Source organism: Paenalcaligenes sp. Me131 (genome assembly GCF_050487225.1).
Lineage (GTDB): Bacteria > Pseudomonadota > Gammaproteobacteria > Burkholderiales > Burkholderiaceae_B > Paenalcaligenes.
In genome coordinates, this window is record NZ_JBKQGY010000004.1 from 264,716 (window position 1) to 280,336 (window position 15,621).

The 15,621-nt window shown below is 50.4% G+C and carries 12 protein-coding genes and 1 riboswitch; of the genes, 7 read left to right on the forward strand and 5 right to left on the reverse strand.

Going from position 1 to position 15,621, the window contains the following annotated elements; translation table 11 throughout:
* Positions 1–55: 55 nt before the first annotated feature.
* Complete coding sequence (gene aspT, locus ACLPHM_RS16215; RefSeq protein WP_430222242.1) at positions 56–1,753, forward strand: aspartate-alanine antiporter; 1,698 nt, start codon at positions 56–58, stop codon at positions 1,751–1,753.
* Between the two features lie 76 nt (positions 1,754–1,829).
* Here the strand turns inward: aspT and ACLPHM_RS16220 are convergent, their stop codons facing one another.
* Genes ACLPHM_RS16220 through ACLPHM_RS16230 form a run of 3 tightly spaced genes read right to left on the reverse strand, consistent with a single transcriptional unit; the run spans position 1,830 to position 4,713 of the window.
* On the reverse strand, positions 1,830–2,774 hold the full coding sequence (locus ACLPHM_RS16220; protein ID WP_430222243.1) for a magnesium transporter CorA family protein: 945 nt from the start codon (positions 2,772–2,774) through the stop codon (positions 1,830–1,832).
* Between the two features lie 42 nt (positions 2,775–2,816).
* Positions 2,817–3,767, reverse strand: a complete 951-nt coding sequence (locus tag ACLPHM_RS16225) for a magnesium transporter CorA family protein (RefSeq protein ID WP_430222244.1) — start codon at positions 3,765–3,767, stop codon at positions 2,817–2,819.
* A 16-nt stretch (positions 3,768–3,783) separates the two neighbouring features.
* Positions 3,784–4,713, reverse strand: coding sequence for a magnesium transporter CorA family protein (locus tag ACLPHM_RS16230; RefSeq protein WP_430222245.1), 930 nt, complete (start codon positions 4,711–4,713; stop codon positions 3,784–3,786).
* A 195-nt stretch (positions 4,714–4,908) separates the two neighbouring features.
* Positions 4,909–5,079, reverse strand: a riboswitch (M-box (ykoK) riboswitch).
* A gap of 531 nt (positions 5,080–5,610) precedes the next feature.
* Here ACLPHM_RS16230 and ACLPHM_RS16235 point away from each other — a divergent pair.
* Both ACLPHM_RS16235 and ACLPHM_RS16240 read left to right on the forward strand, forming a co-directional pair.
* The gene (locus ACLPHM_RS16235; RefSeq protein WP_430222246.1) at positions 5,611–6,588 is read left to right on the forward strand and encodes a LysR family transcriptional regulator; all 978 of its coding nucleotides are present in this window, start codon (positions 5,611–5,613) and stop codon (positions 6,586–6,588) included.
* Between the two features lie 132 nt (positions 6,589–6,720).
* Positions 6,721–7,320: a TetR/AcrR family transcriptional regulator gene (locus ACLPHM_RS16240; RefSeq protein WP_430222247.1), complete on the forward strand. Its 600-nt coding sequence runs from the start codon at positions 6,721–6,723 to the stop codon at positions 7,318–7,320.
* A gap of 14 nt (positions 7,321–7,334) precedes the next feature.
* Here the strand turns inward: ACLPHM_RS16240 and ACLPHM_RS16245 are convergent, their stop codons facing one another.
* Positions 7,335–8,012: an ArsR/SmtB family transcription factor gene (locus ACLPHM_RS16245; RefSeq protein WP_430222248.1), complete on the reverse strand. Its 678-nt coding sequence runs from the start codon at positions 8,010–8,012 to the stop codon at positions 7,335–7,337.
* Positions 8,013–8,049: 37 nt separating this feature from the next.
* Between ACLPHM_RS16245 and ACLPHM_RS16250 the strand changes: the two genes are divergently transcribed.
* Both ACLPHM_RS16250 and ACLPHM_RS16255 read left to right on the forward strand, forming a co-directional pair.
* Positions 8,050–8,691 carry a GrpB family protein gene (locus tag ACLPHM_RS16250; protein WP_430222249.1) on the forward strand — a complete coding sequence of 214 codons (642 nt, stop codon included), beginning with the start codon at positions 8,050–8,052 and terminating at the stop codon, positions 8,689–8,691.
* A gap of 65 nt (positions 8,692–8,756) precedes the next feature.
* Positions 8,757–9,728: an alpha/beta hydrolase family protein gene (locus tag ACLPHM_RS16255; protein ID WP_430222251.1), complete on the forward strand. Its 972-nt coding sequence runs from the start codon at positions 8,757–8,759 to the stop codon at positions 9,726–9,728.
* 3 nt (positions 9,729–9,731) lie between these two features.
* On the opposite strand, the gene ACLPHM_RS16260 is transcribed toward ACLPHM_RS16255, so the two are convergent.
* A complete protein-coding gene (locus ACLPHM_RS16260; RefSeq protein WP_430222252.1) occupies positions 9,732–11,192 on the reverse strand; it encodes an efflux transporter outer membrane subunit in 1,461 nt (486 codons plus the stop codon).
* Between the two features lie 136 nt (positions 11,193–11,328).
* On the opposite strand from ACLPHM_RS16260, the gene ACLPHM_RS16265 reads away from it, so the two are divergent.
* Both ACLPHM_RS16265 and ACLPHM_RS16270 read left to right on the forward strand, forming a co-directional pair.
* Positions 11,329–12,504 carry an efflux RND transporter periplasmic adaptor subunit gene (locus ACLPHM_RS16265; RefSeq protein WP_430222253.1) on the forward strand — a complete coding sequence of 392 codons (1,176 nt, stop codon included), beginning with the start codon at positions 11,329–11,331 and terminating at the stop codon, positions 12,502–12,504.
* Positions 12,501–15,608 carry an efflux RND transporter permease subunit gene (locus ACLPHM_RS16270; RefSeq protein WP_430222254.1) on the forward strand — a complete coding sequence of 1,036 codons (3,108 nt, stop codon included), beginning with the start codon at positions 12,501–12,503 and terminating at the stop codon, positions 15,606–15,608. Before ACLPHM_RS16265 ends, ACLPHM_RS16270 begins: the two co-directional genes overlap by 4 nt.
* The last annotated feature ends 13 nt before the right edge of the window (positions 15,609–15,621 follow it).

The following is a 15,621-nucleotide window of genomic DNA, read 5'->3' on the forward strand; positions in this document are numbered from 1 at the left end:
CATAACGGCCAGTGCTGATCAAGTTCTGGCCGTTATTGGCGTAGTAGGGGGAAATATGGCGATTTGGCATTGGATAGAGCAAACCTTGCGCAGCTATCCCGAGTTGGCGATCTTTTTAGCGCTGGCGGTGGGCTACTGGATAGGTGGCAAAAAATTTGGCAGTTTTAGTTTGGGTTCCGTCACGGGTACGTTGTTGGCGGGCGTGATTATTGGGCAAATAGGCATCGATATTTCACCGCACATTAAGTCGGTGTTTTTCATCATGTTCTTGTTTGCCGTAGGTTTTGGGGTAGGGCCGCAGTTTGTTCGTGGCGTAGCAAACGACGGTTTGCCACAAGCGGTGTTTGCGGTCATTGTGTCGTGCTTGTGCTTGTTGTCAGTCTATCTGGCAGCGGTATTGTCAGGGTATGGCCCAGGTTTGGCCGCCGGCTTATTAGCAGGTACACAAACCATTTCAGCTTCTATTGGTTTGGCGACTGACGCCATTAATAGGCTAGATATTGGAGCCGATCAAATCCAAGCACAGTTAGATGCTATTCCGGTCGCGTATGCGGTGACGTACTTGTTTGGTACGGTGGGTACGGGTTGGATTATTGCGTATCTGGGCCCCAAAATATTGCGTATTAATCTGCAAGAAGAATGTGCGCGCTACGAGAAAGAAATGTCCGAGGGCGAGCCAGATGGCGGTATGCAGTCGGCGTGGTACCAGTATATTGTGCGTTCTTTCAAACTGACCAAACCTGATTTCATTGCCGGTAAAACCGTGGCCCAAGCTGAAGCTGGCATGACGGGTGGAGAGCGTTTGTTCCTAGAAAACCTACGTCGCAACGGTAAGATTATTGAGTTTGATAGCAACACGGTTTTGCAAGTGGGCGACGTGGTGGCCGTATCGGGTAGGCACGAGACACTGGTGGATTGGTCTAATCGTGCCGAAGAAGTGGCTGACCAAGAGCTGCTGCAGATTCCTATTGAGTCTATTGATGTGGTGGTTACTAGTAAAAATGCCAACGGTAAAACCCTGCTAGAGCTTTCTAAAAGCCCGTGCGCGCGTGGCGTCTATGTCACGCGTATACGCCGAGGTTCCATGGGTGTAGACATCCCCGTACAGGCACAAACCAAACTACACCGGGGCGACATCGTGAGCGTGAGCGGTAGTCGCAAACACGTGGAATCTGTGATCGAAGAATTCGGTTTTGCTGATAGACCCACCAGCGTGACCGATATGGTGTTTGTTGGCTCAGGTATTGTGATCGGGGGCTTAATCGGTGCGATTGTGGTGCCCGTGGGTGGTATTCCTATTACCTTGTCCACCTCGGGTGGTGCGTTGATCGCCGGTCTGGTCTTTGGGTGGTTACGCAGCTTTAAACCCAAGCTTGGTAGCGTACCTAGAGCTACCTTGTGGTTCATGAACTCCGTTGGCTTGAACGTGTTTATTGCCGTGGTGGGGATTACCGCCGGACCAACCTTTATCCAAGGGGTGAAAGAGGTAGGGATAGAACTGTTCTTCTGGGGCTTATTTGCGACTAGCCTGCCTATGTTGCTGGCACCGCTCATCGGCAAATATATCTTCCGCTTTGACCCTGCCATTAACTTGGGCTGCTGCGGTGGTGCGCGTACCAGTACGGCGTCGGTAGCGATGGTGGCTGAAGCGGCAAGAAGCAACGTACCTATGCTGGGTTACACCGTGCCCTATGCGATCAGTAATACGTTTTTGACGCTGTGGGGGATGGTGATTGTGTTGCTGCTAGGGTAGTGTTCTAGCGCGACAAGATGAATGCAGCACCCATAAAAAAAGCCCAGTGTAAAAACTGGGCTTTTTTGTGGCCTGCTTAGAAGTAACGTTTCTTTTGGAAGAGGAACGCCACAATCCCGCTAATCACTACCATGCTGATGATGATGGCGGTGAAAGCACCGGGTTCTTCCTGGTAAGGCAGCGGTACGTTCATCCCGTAGATGCTGGCAATCAAGGTAGGAATAGACAGCACAATGGTCACGGCGGTCAGCAGTTTCACAATGTGACTCACGTTATTCTGAATGATATTGCCGTACGCATCCATCACGTTGTTCAGGTTGATTTGGCTGATTTTGGTGATGGAGTGTACTTGCTCTACTTCTACCAAGGCTTCCTCAAACAGTAGGCGAGCACGGGAGTCCATAGGCAGTGGGCTGTCTTTCTGCATGCGGTTCATGACGTGCATCATGTTTTTCAGTGCGGTGGTCAGGTAGATCAAGCTTTCGTTCAGATACAGCAAAGTGTACAGCTCTTGGTTGCGGTATGACTTGGACAGCTCGTCTTCGGCTTTGCTGATGGACTCATCCAGCGTTTTGCTGGCATCGGCAAAGACGTGGGCGACTTGGTTCAAGATAGAGAACAGGTTGTAGCTTTGGTTGTGCTCATCCAAAATCAGGCCTTGCTGCACAAAGAAGTCTTTGTTGATAAAGCCGCTTTCTTTGCACACAGTCACCATGTGACCACCGCTAAGAATAATGCCGAAAGGAATGGTTTTGTACTTCACATCGTCGTACAGGTTTTTGACGTTAGGATCGCTGTACGGGATGTGCAGCATCAACAAGGTGGCAGGGCCACGGTGCTCAATGCGTGGGCGTTCGTCAGTATCTAAGGCGTCATTCAAGAACTCAATAGGCAAGTTCAGTGTGGTTGCGACGTCATGGATTTCATCCAGCGTAGGGTTAGTCAGTTGTACCCAGCTGTTTTGGTTGATTTTTTCAACTTTGGTTAGCTCGTTGTTGCGGCTGCAGTAGATAGTTTTCATGATCGTTTCTCGTGCAAAAAGGGTTCCAAGGGCAAGCCAGACTTACAGGCGCAGGTATTTTTTCTTGTAGAAAAGCACCACAAGGAATGCGCTGATGGCAACCATGGCAATACTGATCACGACAGTGGAAATCCACTCTTCTTCGTAAGGCAGCGCCACGTTCATCGAGAAAATGCTGCCTATCATGGTAGGAATGATCATCACGATAGTGAGCGTGGTGAGCATTTTCAGCACGGAGTTCAAGTTGTTGTGAATGATGGCAGCATAAGCGTCCATCAAGTTACTTAAGCTTTCACGACGCATTTCGGTGATTTCCGCCGATTGCTGAATATCAATCAAAATGTCGTTCAAGCGTGTTTTTTCTTCGTCGTGGATTTTGATGTCCACACCTTCCATCAAGCGTTTGTACAGAATGGACATCGCGCTTAGCGAGGTAGAAAAATACACCAGGCTTTTGTTCAGGTTGATCAGGCCAAATAGCTCGTTGTTGTGGTACGAGGATTTGATTTTCTTTTGCAAGCCGCTTACCTGATGGTTGATCTGGTGCAAGCAGTTATCAAAGGCTTGTGATACTGCTTTGAACAGCAGCAAGCTGATACGGGTTTTCATGAACGATTGAAAATCGCCGTATTTACCTTTGATGAGGTCGCCAATAAAGGGCAGTTTTTCACGCGCCACAATCACCAGATTGTCTTGGGTGTGAATCAAACCTATGGGGGCTGTTTTGTAGGGCACGCCAGCTTTAGCGCTTTCTTCCGAAACACGTACAGGAGCATTGACGACGATCAGTGAGGCTTGGCCTGATTTCTCGATGCGTGGCAGCTCGTTTTTATCCAGAGAGTCTTCAAAGAAATCCAGTGGAATGTTCAGTGTTTTAGCGGTGCTTTGGATTTCCTCGGCGCTAGGATTTTCCAGATACACCAGACTGTTGTGGGTGATTTCTTTAACGTTCAGCAGGGTGCCTTGGGCGTCGCTTTTGTAAATATGCAGCATGGGTTTCTCCAGAAACTTAGAGGATCCGACGGACTTTGAGGGTGACAACCAACAAAGTGGCGATGAGCAGGGCAATACCGCCTAGTGCCGCCAAGGCATACGGTTCATCCTGGAAAGGTAAGGGGGTGTTCATGCCATAAATGCCAGCAATTCCCATAGGAACGGCTGCCACAATGACATATACAGATAAATACTGAACGACCAAGCTCAGGTTGTTCTCAACGGCTGCTGAATACGCGTCCATCAAGTTGCTCAGGTTGATGTTGTGAATCTCGGCCATGCTTTGGGCTTGTTCGGTTTCAATAATGGCATCGGCCAATAAAGCATGACTGGATTCGTCTGAGTAGAATTTTTGTCGTAGCTGTATCTTCTTCAAAATATTCAAATTGGATTTCAGCGTACTGGATAATAAATTCAGGTTTTTATTATTTTCCAAAAGCTGAAAGATTTGTTTATTTTGAATGGCGGTTTTTAAACCGTTTTCAATCTCTTCTACTTTATGATTGATTTCAGAAAGTGCTTCTACAAATTTTCCTGCACAGACTTTCAAAATATGAAACAGCAGCGTATGCACACTGCTATGGTGAGCACCTTGATTGAAGCTATTTAGCAAAGTGTGAATGGATTGATTGGAATCATCACCTAAGGTCACGATGTGCTGATCGCGCATCACGATAGTGAGGTACTCCATATCGAACAAACGCTTAGCGGTGGGGGCGTTTTTCTTCGTCACAGCCAGCGTAATCATCATGGTGCCGTGGTAGTCCATAGCCAAGGGACGGCACGACGAACCCAACTGCTTTTGCAGGGTCTTGGAGTCCAGAGAAAAAGTGCTGGCTAGTGCACGCACCACGTCTTGCCCTGGGTTGGCGTGGTGGTCCCAGCTGACACGGCCAACGGCCTGATCAGCAACATGTGCTGTAGTGGCTTGATAGAGCTTTAACATGTAAAACACCTTGCTGTGCATGGGTTTATCGGCTCATCCAGAGGATGACACCGTAACGGTGTCCATTAGTTGGTGAACTAACAGGCAATGAAAACACGCCTCTCCAGAATGGGGCGTGCGTTCGCAAGGTGTGGCCAGAGAGGCGAGTCACCGTTGTTCATGCACCAGATTGGCAGAGGGCGATAGCCTTCCACCAATGCACCCCAAATCATTGAGCTTTAGCACTGCACGGCATAAGAGAGTGAACCCTAGCTACGTTATAAACCACCTTAAGTCGATGGTTTCTGTTCAAACCCATTGGCGTCTTTGGACGTTTCTGGGCAGTAGCGTTTCTCCGTACAGGAGCCTTACCTAACGAGGTCTGGTCTGTATCGACTTCATAAGTATAGATCGCTTATTTTTTATAATGTAGCGATTAGGCTTTGTATTTGGTATAGGATGAATATCCTTTAGTATATTTTGTTTTTTATTATTCATTATTTTTAAATTACCTTAACATGCTTTTTATTATTAAGGTGGTTTATTTATTCTATTGATGTATATAAAAAATATCTCTCGCATCCATGAGACAGATTCAACACCTAACGCCGTTATTAGAGTGATTCATGCAGTCAGAAAAACCGTAAAAGAGGCTATGGTGGTTACAGCACAGCGTGCGAATTACTGATTGGTAAGGGGGGAGCAGCCTTGGGACAGTGGCCACCACGCTCTGTGTTCTAGGGCATTGATAAACTGAATGCTGTTGAGGCTAAGGGTGATGACCGTAATGCAGCGCGAAGAAAGAGCCAGAGACATGCTGAAGACTACGCAAAATAAGGTAGTCTTTATTATTGTGACTTGTGTGCTGGCGTACTAGTCATCACAACATCAAACCTGCTTTATCGGGATCTACAGTGTATGGGCGAAAAAGTGAACTTGAATGCAGTACAAAGTTTTGTAGACGTAGTGGCGTTGGGCAGTGTCTCGGCGGCAGCGAAAAAGCGCGGCGTGACGGTAGCTAACCTGAGTAGGAAAATGTCTACGTTAGAAAAAGACCTAGGCATGCCGTTGTTTGATAAACGAGGGGGTAATTTGCAACTGACTGAACAAGGTCAGTTGCTGTGGCAAGCATGGTCGCCTATCGCTGGCCAGATTGATGCCGCGCTAGACACCATGCAAACCGAGCAGCACGAACTACACGGCGTATTGCAAGTCGTATTACCCGCCGAAATAGGTCCACGTTTAGTGGGCTCGGCAATGGTGAGTTTTGTGCAGCAACACCCCGCGCTGGAAGTGCAGTGCATGACCAGTTTGCAGGGTACGGCGTTCCAGCCGCATGTGGATGTGGCGATATGGTTGGGGCGTGGCTTACAGGCAGATAGCCCTTATGTGGTACGTCAACTGGGGCAGTTGCACAGCAAAGTGGTGGCTGCTCCGTCTTTACTGGCTCGTACGGGTTGTCCTCGATTATTAACGGATTTGGCTACCTCACCGTGCATTACCACCAGTGAAGAGTTGGAAGGTACACCGTGGACATTTATCTTGCCGTCCGGAGAACTAGAGTCGCCGGCGATAGAGCGTTGTTTCCGAGTAGATAGCGGGCAATTGGCAAAAGAGGCTGCGCTGGCGGGGGTAGGGTTTGCAGTGTTATTAGAGCAAGACTGCGCAGCACATATAGAAGCAGGAGAGTTGGTGGTGGTCGAGTTAGACGCGTCGCCCGCCCCGTTGGATATCTACGTGGCCTATGCGCATCGCCAACTTGTGCCGCGCAAAGTGCGCGTGTTTGTTGAGCATTTGACCGATAGTCTAAGGGTAGACCTCATTCCAAAAGATAACCCTGGCAATACGTCGTCGTTAAAGCCGAGCAAATCAACAGGCTCAACAGGGAAGAAATAAGCGAGTAACGGATGGGGGACAGCGGCCCCCTTTTTTATGGCATATTGAAACCGCGCTTTGCTCCAGTATAAAAAAGTGATTTAATAAGTAGACCAATTAGTCTATTTTTTTAACAAAGGAGGTGAGTGAAGTATGAGCAGCAAACCGTTAACCGATAAACAGCGTGCCAAACGGAAGGAAATCGTTGAGGCCGCTATGGTGTGTTTTTCCCGAAAAGGGTTTCATGCCACATCTACTGCCGAGATCTGTAAGGAGGTAGGGATGAGCCCTGGTAACGTGTTTCATTACTTCGCCACCAAAGACGAAATTATTCAAGAAATCGCCAAAGAAGACCGTGAACTACTCACAGAGATTTTTGAGCGATGTTCTTCTGAGAAAACCGTGATGGATTCCATCGTGCAAATCATTCGCACCATTATTGATGTGATGAACCACGATCCTATCTCTGCCCGCTTAAGTCTAGAGGTGGGTGCAGAAGCTGCCCGTAACCCTGAAGTGATGTCGATTTTTCTAGAAAATGAAGACTTCAATAAGCAGAAGTTGGTTCAGTTGATTGAACAGGGCATGAAAAACGGTGAAATAGATGTAGAGCTAGAGCCGGAAGCCACGGCTACGTGGTTGTTGATGCTGGGCGATGGTGTGTTAGGTCGAAGCATCATGCAGCCTGGCTTCAAATGGGAGTCACAACTAGATATTCTAGAAAAAATGATACGTAAAGCCTTGCGGCCTTGAACACTATCCGTTGCTTAACGCGCAGAGGGTTGAGCGGTTGCTAACCCTGCAGCTTGCCAGGCATCGTAGCCAGCAGGTAGTCGCGTAGCCAACAAGCCATTGTTGTGCAGTATTTGTACGGCTTCGCTGGAGAGTACGCAATAGGGCCCGCGGCAATAAGCGACGATGGTTTTGTTGGTAGGCAATTCGTGCAATCTGCCTTGCAGGGCAGAGACAGGAATATGCAAGGCATCTGGTATGTGGCCAGAGCGGTATTCGTCGTCAGGACGTACATCTAGCAGTACCACGCTGTCCGTTTTGATTTGTACCAGTAAGTCTTCAACCGACAAACCATCTAAGCGCTCGCGTTGATGTTGGTTGTCGGTGAGCAGTTCGTGTATTTGCGTATGTTGGAATGCTAGGTATTGCTGCAAACTGGCTAGTATCACTTGAACAGGGCCAGCACTGGATCGATAGTAAATATACTTGCCATCACGCCTGGTTTGCACCATGTCAGCACGCTTTAGGTTTTGCAGGTGCTGAGAGGTATTGGCAATGGATAAACCACTGCGTTCAGCCAGTTGTTCTACCGACCATTCTTCATTGTGCAAGAGCGTCAGTAACGCCAAGCGGTGCTCATTGGCCAAGGTGCGTGCAATATCGGCCAATGCTCCGAATGAGGGCTGAGTAGACGGCTGGCTAGTGGTGGTCATAAGTGCAATAGAAATATTCAATAAATTGATTATACAAATGCTGGGGAAAGTCGTGAATGTAGATGACCTTACACGCCGTACATGGACACAGAATGACAAGCTTGCCATCACCACATTTGTGGACGGTGATCCCAACGAGAATCCGTGGGTGGCAGGTAAGCCGCAGGTAGAGAAAATGGAAGTGGTGGCCTACGACCCTGCGTGGGTGTTGCGCTATCAGTATGAACACGGCCGTATTCAGCAGGCCTTGGGAGATAAGGCACTAAGTATTGTGCATGTAGGGTCTACCGCTGTGCCTGAGTTGCCCGCCAAGCCGGTGATTGATATTGATGTGTTGGTGGCAGACCCTACCGACGAAGACAGCTATGTGCCCGCCTTAACACAGTTGGGATACCAACTGACTGTGCGCGAACCGTCGTGGTATCAGCATCGTATGCTACGCCACGAACATCCGCGTGTGAACCTACATGTGTTCGCACCGGAATGCCCAGAACATATTCGTCATGTGCTGTTTAGAGAGTGGCTGTGTAATCACGACGCTGACAGAAAACGTTATGCTGCATCTAAATTCACGGCTGCCAGTGGTACAAACAATGCGCTCGATTACAACCGTAGCAAGCATGAGGTTGTACACGCGATTTATCAGGATATGTTCGCTGCACATGGGTTGTTGGACTAGTCATCAGATCACGTCAGGCTGACTGTCAGTGCCGCACAAAGCACGATATATGGAATAACTAGATCATGGAAAAGTTGGTGTTAGGTTCTGCGAGGCGTAGACGTTTGCGCACCGTAGTAGCGGGCAGTGCGATGGCATTATTGAGCACGATTACTGTGGCACAGTCGGCGATGTTATTACCGCGATCAGATGGTTCTGACATCGTGTATTACGTACAACCGGCTGCGCTACAACCCGCGCAGCAGTTATTGGTAGTGATGCAAGGGTCGGACTGCAATAGCGTGATTCATAACCCCCGCATACAAGAGATGTTTGTGCCCATGTTGCCGGGAGCAGATGTGCTGACTGTGGAAAAGTACGGTATTGATGCCTCATTACCGTGGGATCAAAACACGGAACGTACGGATTGCCCTGCTGACACTATTCAATACGATAGCTTGATGCAACGGGTGAGCGATTACCAAGCGGTATTGAATATGCTCAAGTGGCATCAGAATTATAAAAATGTGGTGGTGGTAGGCGGAAGTGAAGGGGCTGTGACTGCTGTGCTGCTGGCTGCAGAGACGGATCTGGTTGATGCCAGTATTGCCTTTAATGGTGGTGGGCGCTGGTTTAAAGAGGATGTGATACACAGCATTCGTGTAGCACCCTTAGCGGAGTCCGAAAAGGCAGAAGCTTTAGCCGGTATACAAGGCTTTATCGAATACGTCAGCGGCACGCCTGATCCTGAGTTGGTCGCGAGCAATCACGGTGTGGCATGGTGGCAAAGCATGTTGCGTCACGACCAACAGGCCGCGTTAGCCAGCGTAAAAACACCATTACTGCTTTTGCAAAGTGGTTTAGATACTTCCGTGGACCCAGTAGCGGTAGAGCAGATGGTGAGGCAGGTGCAGCAGGCTGGGCCGACACAGGTACGTTATCGCTACTACCCAGAGTTAGATCACGTCATGCAAGATGCCCAGGGGCAAAGCCAGTTGAAGGATGTAATGGCTGATATGCAGGATTGGTTGGCTGAAGTGCTGCTGCCCCAACCATGACACTCACAATGCAGGGTGCAGCGCGGATTGCTTATCTAACAAACTAGCCGGCAGTTCTGCGCCACCCACGGCTTTGTGCAGCGCAATCACCGCGTTAGCCTGTTCGGCTTGGGCATCCACGACTTCTATTTGGCTGCGACGTTTTTGCAGTGATGCTTCTAACACTTCATGCAGCGGAATCATGCCCTGTTGATACAACTCTTGGGCTCTGTCTAAGGCACGTTGAGTGAACGCCAACTTGTGTTGGGCGTGCTGCACAGCAGTGGTGTGTGTGGCGATCGCCAACAAGGCGTTTTCGGTTTCTTCCACGCCTTCTAATACTGCTTCGCGGTACGCCAAAATGGCTTCGGCTAGCTGTGCTTCACGCGCATTGACCACCGCTTGTCTGGCACCCCAGTCTAGTAGCGGAATGTTCAGTGAGAAAGAGCCGCCTGCAATTTCTGTGCGACCCAATAACGGTTTACCCGTCAGGTTGTCGCTGAGGCTGATATTGCCCAATAAACGTAAGCGTGGGTAAAGGTCTGCTTGGGCGACTCCTAGCTCTGCACTGGCTTGTGCCACCTTAAATTCCGCTTGCTGAATAGCAGGACGTACACGCAGTAACTCAGCAGGTAGCATGTTGAAACCTAGCCGCTGCGGATTGGGTAGGGGGGAAAGTGCACGTAATTCCGTATCTACGCTAGATTCGCCTGTTAACACAGCCAGGCGCAGCAATGTTTGTTGTAGTGCTTGCTGTAGTTGTAGTTGTTGCTGTTGCAGGCTAATCAGGTCAGCGTGGATTTGGTCTTTTTCGTAATCGGCAAGTAAGCCTGCTGCGTGTCGTTCTTCAGTGCGTTGCAAAAGGGTGGTTTGGTCTGCCAGGTTTTGTTCTGTCAGCGACAACTGCTGTTGTTGTGCCCGTAATTCTACGTAATTGCGTACTACTTCAGCGATCACGCTGACATGGACATGGCGTAAATCGCTGTAGGCCACACCGGCAGCACTGTGAGCAGAGTCACGTTGCGATGACACACGGCCAAATAAATCCAGCTCCCACGCCGCATCAAAGCCCGCTTGGTAATAGCCCGTCGTACGTTCAGAGTCAGGGGCCAGATCACCGTCTACCGTGGGGTCCATGAGTGGTGACGCATTGTGCGAAGTAGACAACTTTCGTTGATGTTGGGTTTCCGCTTTAGCCGTGATTTCAGGTAAGCCCGCCGCTACCGCTTGTTGTATCAAAGCTCTAGCGCTGTGCAGTCTATAGGCGGCCTGCGCCAGTGATAGGTTTTGTGCCTGTGTTGTGGCGACGAGGGCATCCAACAGAGGATCCTCAAAGGTTGTCCACCACGAAGCGGGGTCAATCTCAGGCGTTTGTGTGAGCAATGCATGCTGTTGTGCCCAGTTTACTGCTAGAGGTACGTGCTGATCTGGCAAGGTGGGGGTGTTGGTGCACGCAGACAGCGCAAGGCTGAGTCCAAGTGCCATAACAGAGTGATGTAAAGCGAATGGGCGACGTAAATGCATAAGGGGTGCAAAGCAGAAGTTGACAGCGTAGAGCATCTTCTAAATAATAGATCGACTAATCAGTCTAACAAAAAAATGTACAGTTTGCTGCATCACTATGAATAGTTCTACAGAAAAATCTAACGCCGTGCTGACAGGCTTACGCAGCAAGTGGGGCATAGGCAGCTTATGCGTGCTGGTAGTGCTGGCAATGTGGTTTTTGTTCTCTAGCAAAGACACCGTACCCGATGAACCGTTGTTGCGCATTAGCACCGTTAAAGCCGATGCGGTGGTGTTGCATCCACGGGCGCGGGTGAGTGGCTCGTTAGTGGCCAAAGATACCGTTGAGATTGGTACGGCATTAACCGGGCTGCGCATAGAAAGCGTGTTGGTAGAACAGGGTGAGCGCGTCACACAAGGGCAGTTGCTAGCTGAACTGGATAACACCGTGCAGCGAGCACAAGTGCAACAAGCCCAAGCGAGTGTGGCCAGTGCGATGGCTGAATTGCAGGAAAAGTTGGCGCTGCATCAAGAGGCTCAGAAAAACCTCAAACGTGTGACAGGTTTAAGCCAAGGTACGGTCAGTGCGCAAACCTTAGATGAACGACGTACACAAGCTCAAGCGGCACACGCAACGTGGCAAGCCGCACAAGCCGTACTGAGCAAGGCGCAGGCCGAGCTAGCAGAGCAGCGAGAGCAGTTGGATAAAACGCGCATTGTGGCCACGGTTGAAGGATTAGTGTTGCAACGTCATGCACAGGCCGGAGCGCAAGTGGGCAATGATGCGCTGTTTACACTGGCTAAAAATAGTGTGATAGAGCTGGAAGGCGATGTGGGCGAAGGGATGTTAGCGCAGTTGCATACCGGCATGCCTGCCGCCGTGCAGTGGACGGGGCAATCCGAGGCAGCGGCAGGGTCTGTACGACTGGTGTCAGCACAAGTGGATAAAGCCTCACGTATGGGGTCGGTGCGTATCACCTTAGACACCGTGCCATCCGTCGTGATGGCAGGTATGTTTGGTAGAGCAGAGCTGACCTTGGCTAGCCATACTTTGGCGATTGCCGTACCTGCCAGTGCGGTATCCGTGAATAGCCAAGGGGAAGCCGCAGTGATGAAAGTGGTAGACGGCGGGGTGGTGTCGTACCAGCCTGTGCGCATAGGCTGGCAAGATGCTCAGTGGGTGGAAGTAGTGGAAGGCTTGAGTAAGGGCGACAGCGTGGTGGCGACCGCTTTCGCGTTTGTGAAAGACGGCGATCATGTGGATGTGCATGAGTTGGAGCGCGCTCAGCCATGAATTCGCAGTTGTCATCTTGGGCAATACGTAGGCCCATTCCCACGTTAGTGCTGTTTTTTATGCTGACCATCGCAGGGTGGTTGGCGTTTCTCAAGTTGCCTATCAACTCAAACCCTAGGGTGGAGTTTCCTATTGTGACGGTGTTGGTGGCCCAGCCCGGCGCTGCACCTAGTGAACTGGAAAACGCCATTACCCGTAAGGTAGAGGAAAGCGTTGCTGGCATGGCCGGTGTGCGTCACATCACCTCTACCTTAAGTGAGGGTACATCGCTGACCACCGTTGAGTTCAACTTGGGTGTAGACCCAGACAGGGCTACCAACGATGTGCGGGATGCCATCACCACTATACGTTCGGAGTTACCGCAAAGCATCTTAGAGCCGCAGGTCACTCGCGTGGATGTAGAAGGGGGCGCGATTCTGTATTACGCCATCAGTTCTACCGAGCGTTCGCCAGAAGAGCTGTCGTGGTTTGTGGATGACCGCGTTAGCCGCGTGCTGTTAGCCGAGCCTGGCGTGCAGCGTGTACAACGCTTAGGTGGTGCTAAGCGAGAGGTGCGCGTAGAGTTGCGCCCCGACCGCCTAGAGGCTTTAGGTATTACTGCCGAGGAAGTGAATGCTCAGTTGGTGCGTAGCAATATTGATGAGCCGGGTGGGCGAGCCGTATTAAGTGGTCGCGAGTTGGCTATACGTATTTTGGGTAGTACCAAAGAAGTAGCCGAGCTGGCGCAGTTACCTATTGCCTTGTCAGACGGGCGCTGGGCGGTGTTGTCCGAGTTAGCTGTGGTCAGCGATGGCAGTGCAGAGCGTCGTAGCAAAGCACGCTTAGCCGAGCGCGAAGTTGTGGGCTTTTCCGTATTTCGCAGTAAAGGTGCTAGCGATACGGTAGTGGCTGAGCTGGTAGAAAAGGGGATACAAACGCTGCAGCAAAGTCATAGCGACATACGCATACAGCCTATTTTGTCATTGGTGAAATACACCGAAGATAGCTACAAAGAATCCATGAAAACGCTGTTAGAGGGCGCACTGCTGACAGTGCTGGTGGTGTTCGTATTCTTGCGCAGTTGGCGTGCCACGGTGGTGGCCGCGATTGCTTTACCGCTGTCTATCTTGCCTACATTTGTGGTCATGATGCTGTTGGATTACACCTTGAACAGCATTACCTTGTTGGCGCTGACTTTAGTGATTGGTATTTTGGTGGATGATGCCATCGTCGAGGTAGAAAATATTGAGCAGCACCTCTATAAAGGAAAGCGCCCGTACCAAGCGGCTATTGATGCGGCGGATGCCATCGGGTTTGCTGTGGTGGCTATTACGGCGACCATTGTGGCGGTGTTTTTGCCGGTGAGTTTCATCGGTGGTTATATCGGTCAGTATTTTGAGCAGTTTGGGGTGACGGTATCGGTAGCCGTGCTGGCATCGTTATTGGTGGCGAGGTTAGCGACCCCTTTGTTGGCGGCGTATATTTTGCAGCCGTTGCCAGCAAGCAAGCTGCATGCCGCCAATGCTCCTGCCAAAGGCTTGTTGAAACGTTACTTATCTATTTTGGAGTGGGCGCTTAACCATAGACGTCGCACCTTAGGAGTGGGGGCGTTGTTTCTGGTCGCCTCCGCCATGTTGTTGGCATTCATCCCGGTAGGTTTTATGCCAGAAGGGGATCAGAGTCTCATCAACATGCAGGTGAAACTGCCGCCAGGTGCCACCTTGGCCCAAACCGACGCCAAAATTGTTGCCATGTCACAAAAGGTGCGTCAGCACCCCGAGGTAGATGCCGTGTTTGCCAGTAGTGGTGGTGATGGGGATGATAGTTCGGGTGTGGCCTCTGGTTCAATGATGATACGGTTAGTGCCATTAGCGAAGCGTGATGCGTCACAGAAACAAGTGGAGCAGCGGTTGCGTAGTGAGTTGGCGCAATTCGAAGATGTGCAGTTCTCATTTGGCGGTGGCGAGAGCCGTGATGTGTCCGTCATTTTGGTGAGTGCTGATGGGCAAGCGCTTTCCGACGCCGCACACCGGTTGCGTAAGCAAATGGAGGGGTTGAAAGGCATTGCTAATGTGCAGGTCAAAGAGCCATTGGCGCGCCCCGAGTTGCAAATACGGTTGCGCACCGATGAGTCGGCGCGAGCAGGGGTTACCGCGCAAAGTGTAGGTGCTGCCTTACGTATCGCGACAGTGGGTGATATTGATGCCAGTTCGGCACGTTTTAATGCTGCCGATAGGCAAGTGCCCATACGTGTGTTGTTAAGCGAGCGAGACCGCAATGACGTGGAAACGCTGCGTCAGTTGCGTATACCGTCACAACAGGGTGGTACGGTGCCTTTGCACACGGTAGCGGATGTGGGTTTTGGGGTAGGGCCTGCTCAAATTGAACGCTTTGATCGCATGCGTCGTATTGCGGTAGAGGCTGATCTGCAGCCAGGGCAGTCTTTAGGTACGGTGTTAGAAAGCGTCTATGCCTTACCCGAGATGCAAGACTTACCCACAGGTGTGACGCTGATGAAGTATGGCGATGCGGAGTTTCTGACTGAAATGTTCGAGAAATTTGCGTTGGCCATGGGCTTTGGTATTTTGATGGTGTATGCCGTTTTGGTGCTGTTGTTCAAAGATTTCCTGCAACCCCTCACTATTTTGGTCGCCTTGCCGCTGTCTATGGGGGGCGCATTTGCCGGATTATTACTGCAAGGGGCCACCTTAGATTTATCTGCCGTGATCGGTATTTTGATGTTGATGGGTATCGTGACAAAGAACTCCATCTTGCTGGTGGACTTTGCCTCGGAAAAACACCGAGCCGGTATGAATCTTGCACAGGCATTGTTGCAGTCGGGTAAAGAGCGCGCACGTCCTATTGTGATGACCACCATTGCGATGGTGGCAGGGATGATTCCTGTTTTGCTCAGTACCGGTGCAGATGCTGGTTTTAGGGCACCAATGGCCGCAGCGGTGATTGGTGGGTTATTAACGTCTACGTTACTCAGTCTGGTGTTCATTCCTGTGGTGTACAGCTACATGGATGATTTGCGCCAGTGGCTAGGTAAACATTTGTCCAAGCTGACATCGGTAAACGATGAGGACAGGCGGTTAGCCGATCAGCCATTTATCAATCACTAGTTGTTTAGTAGGG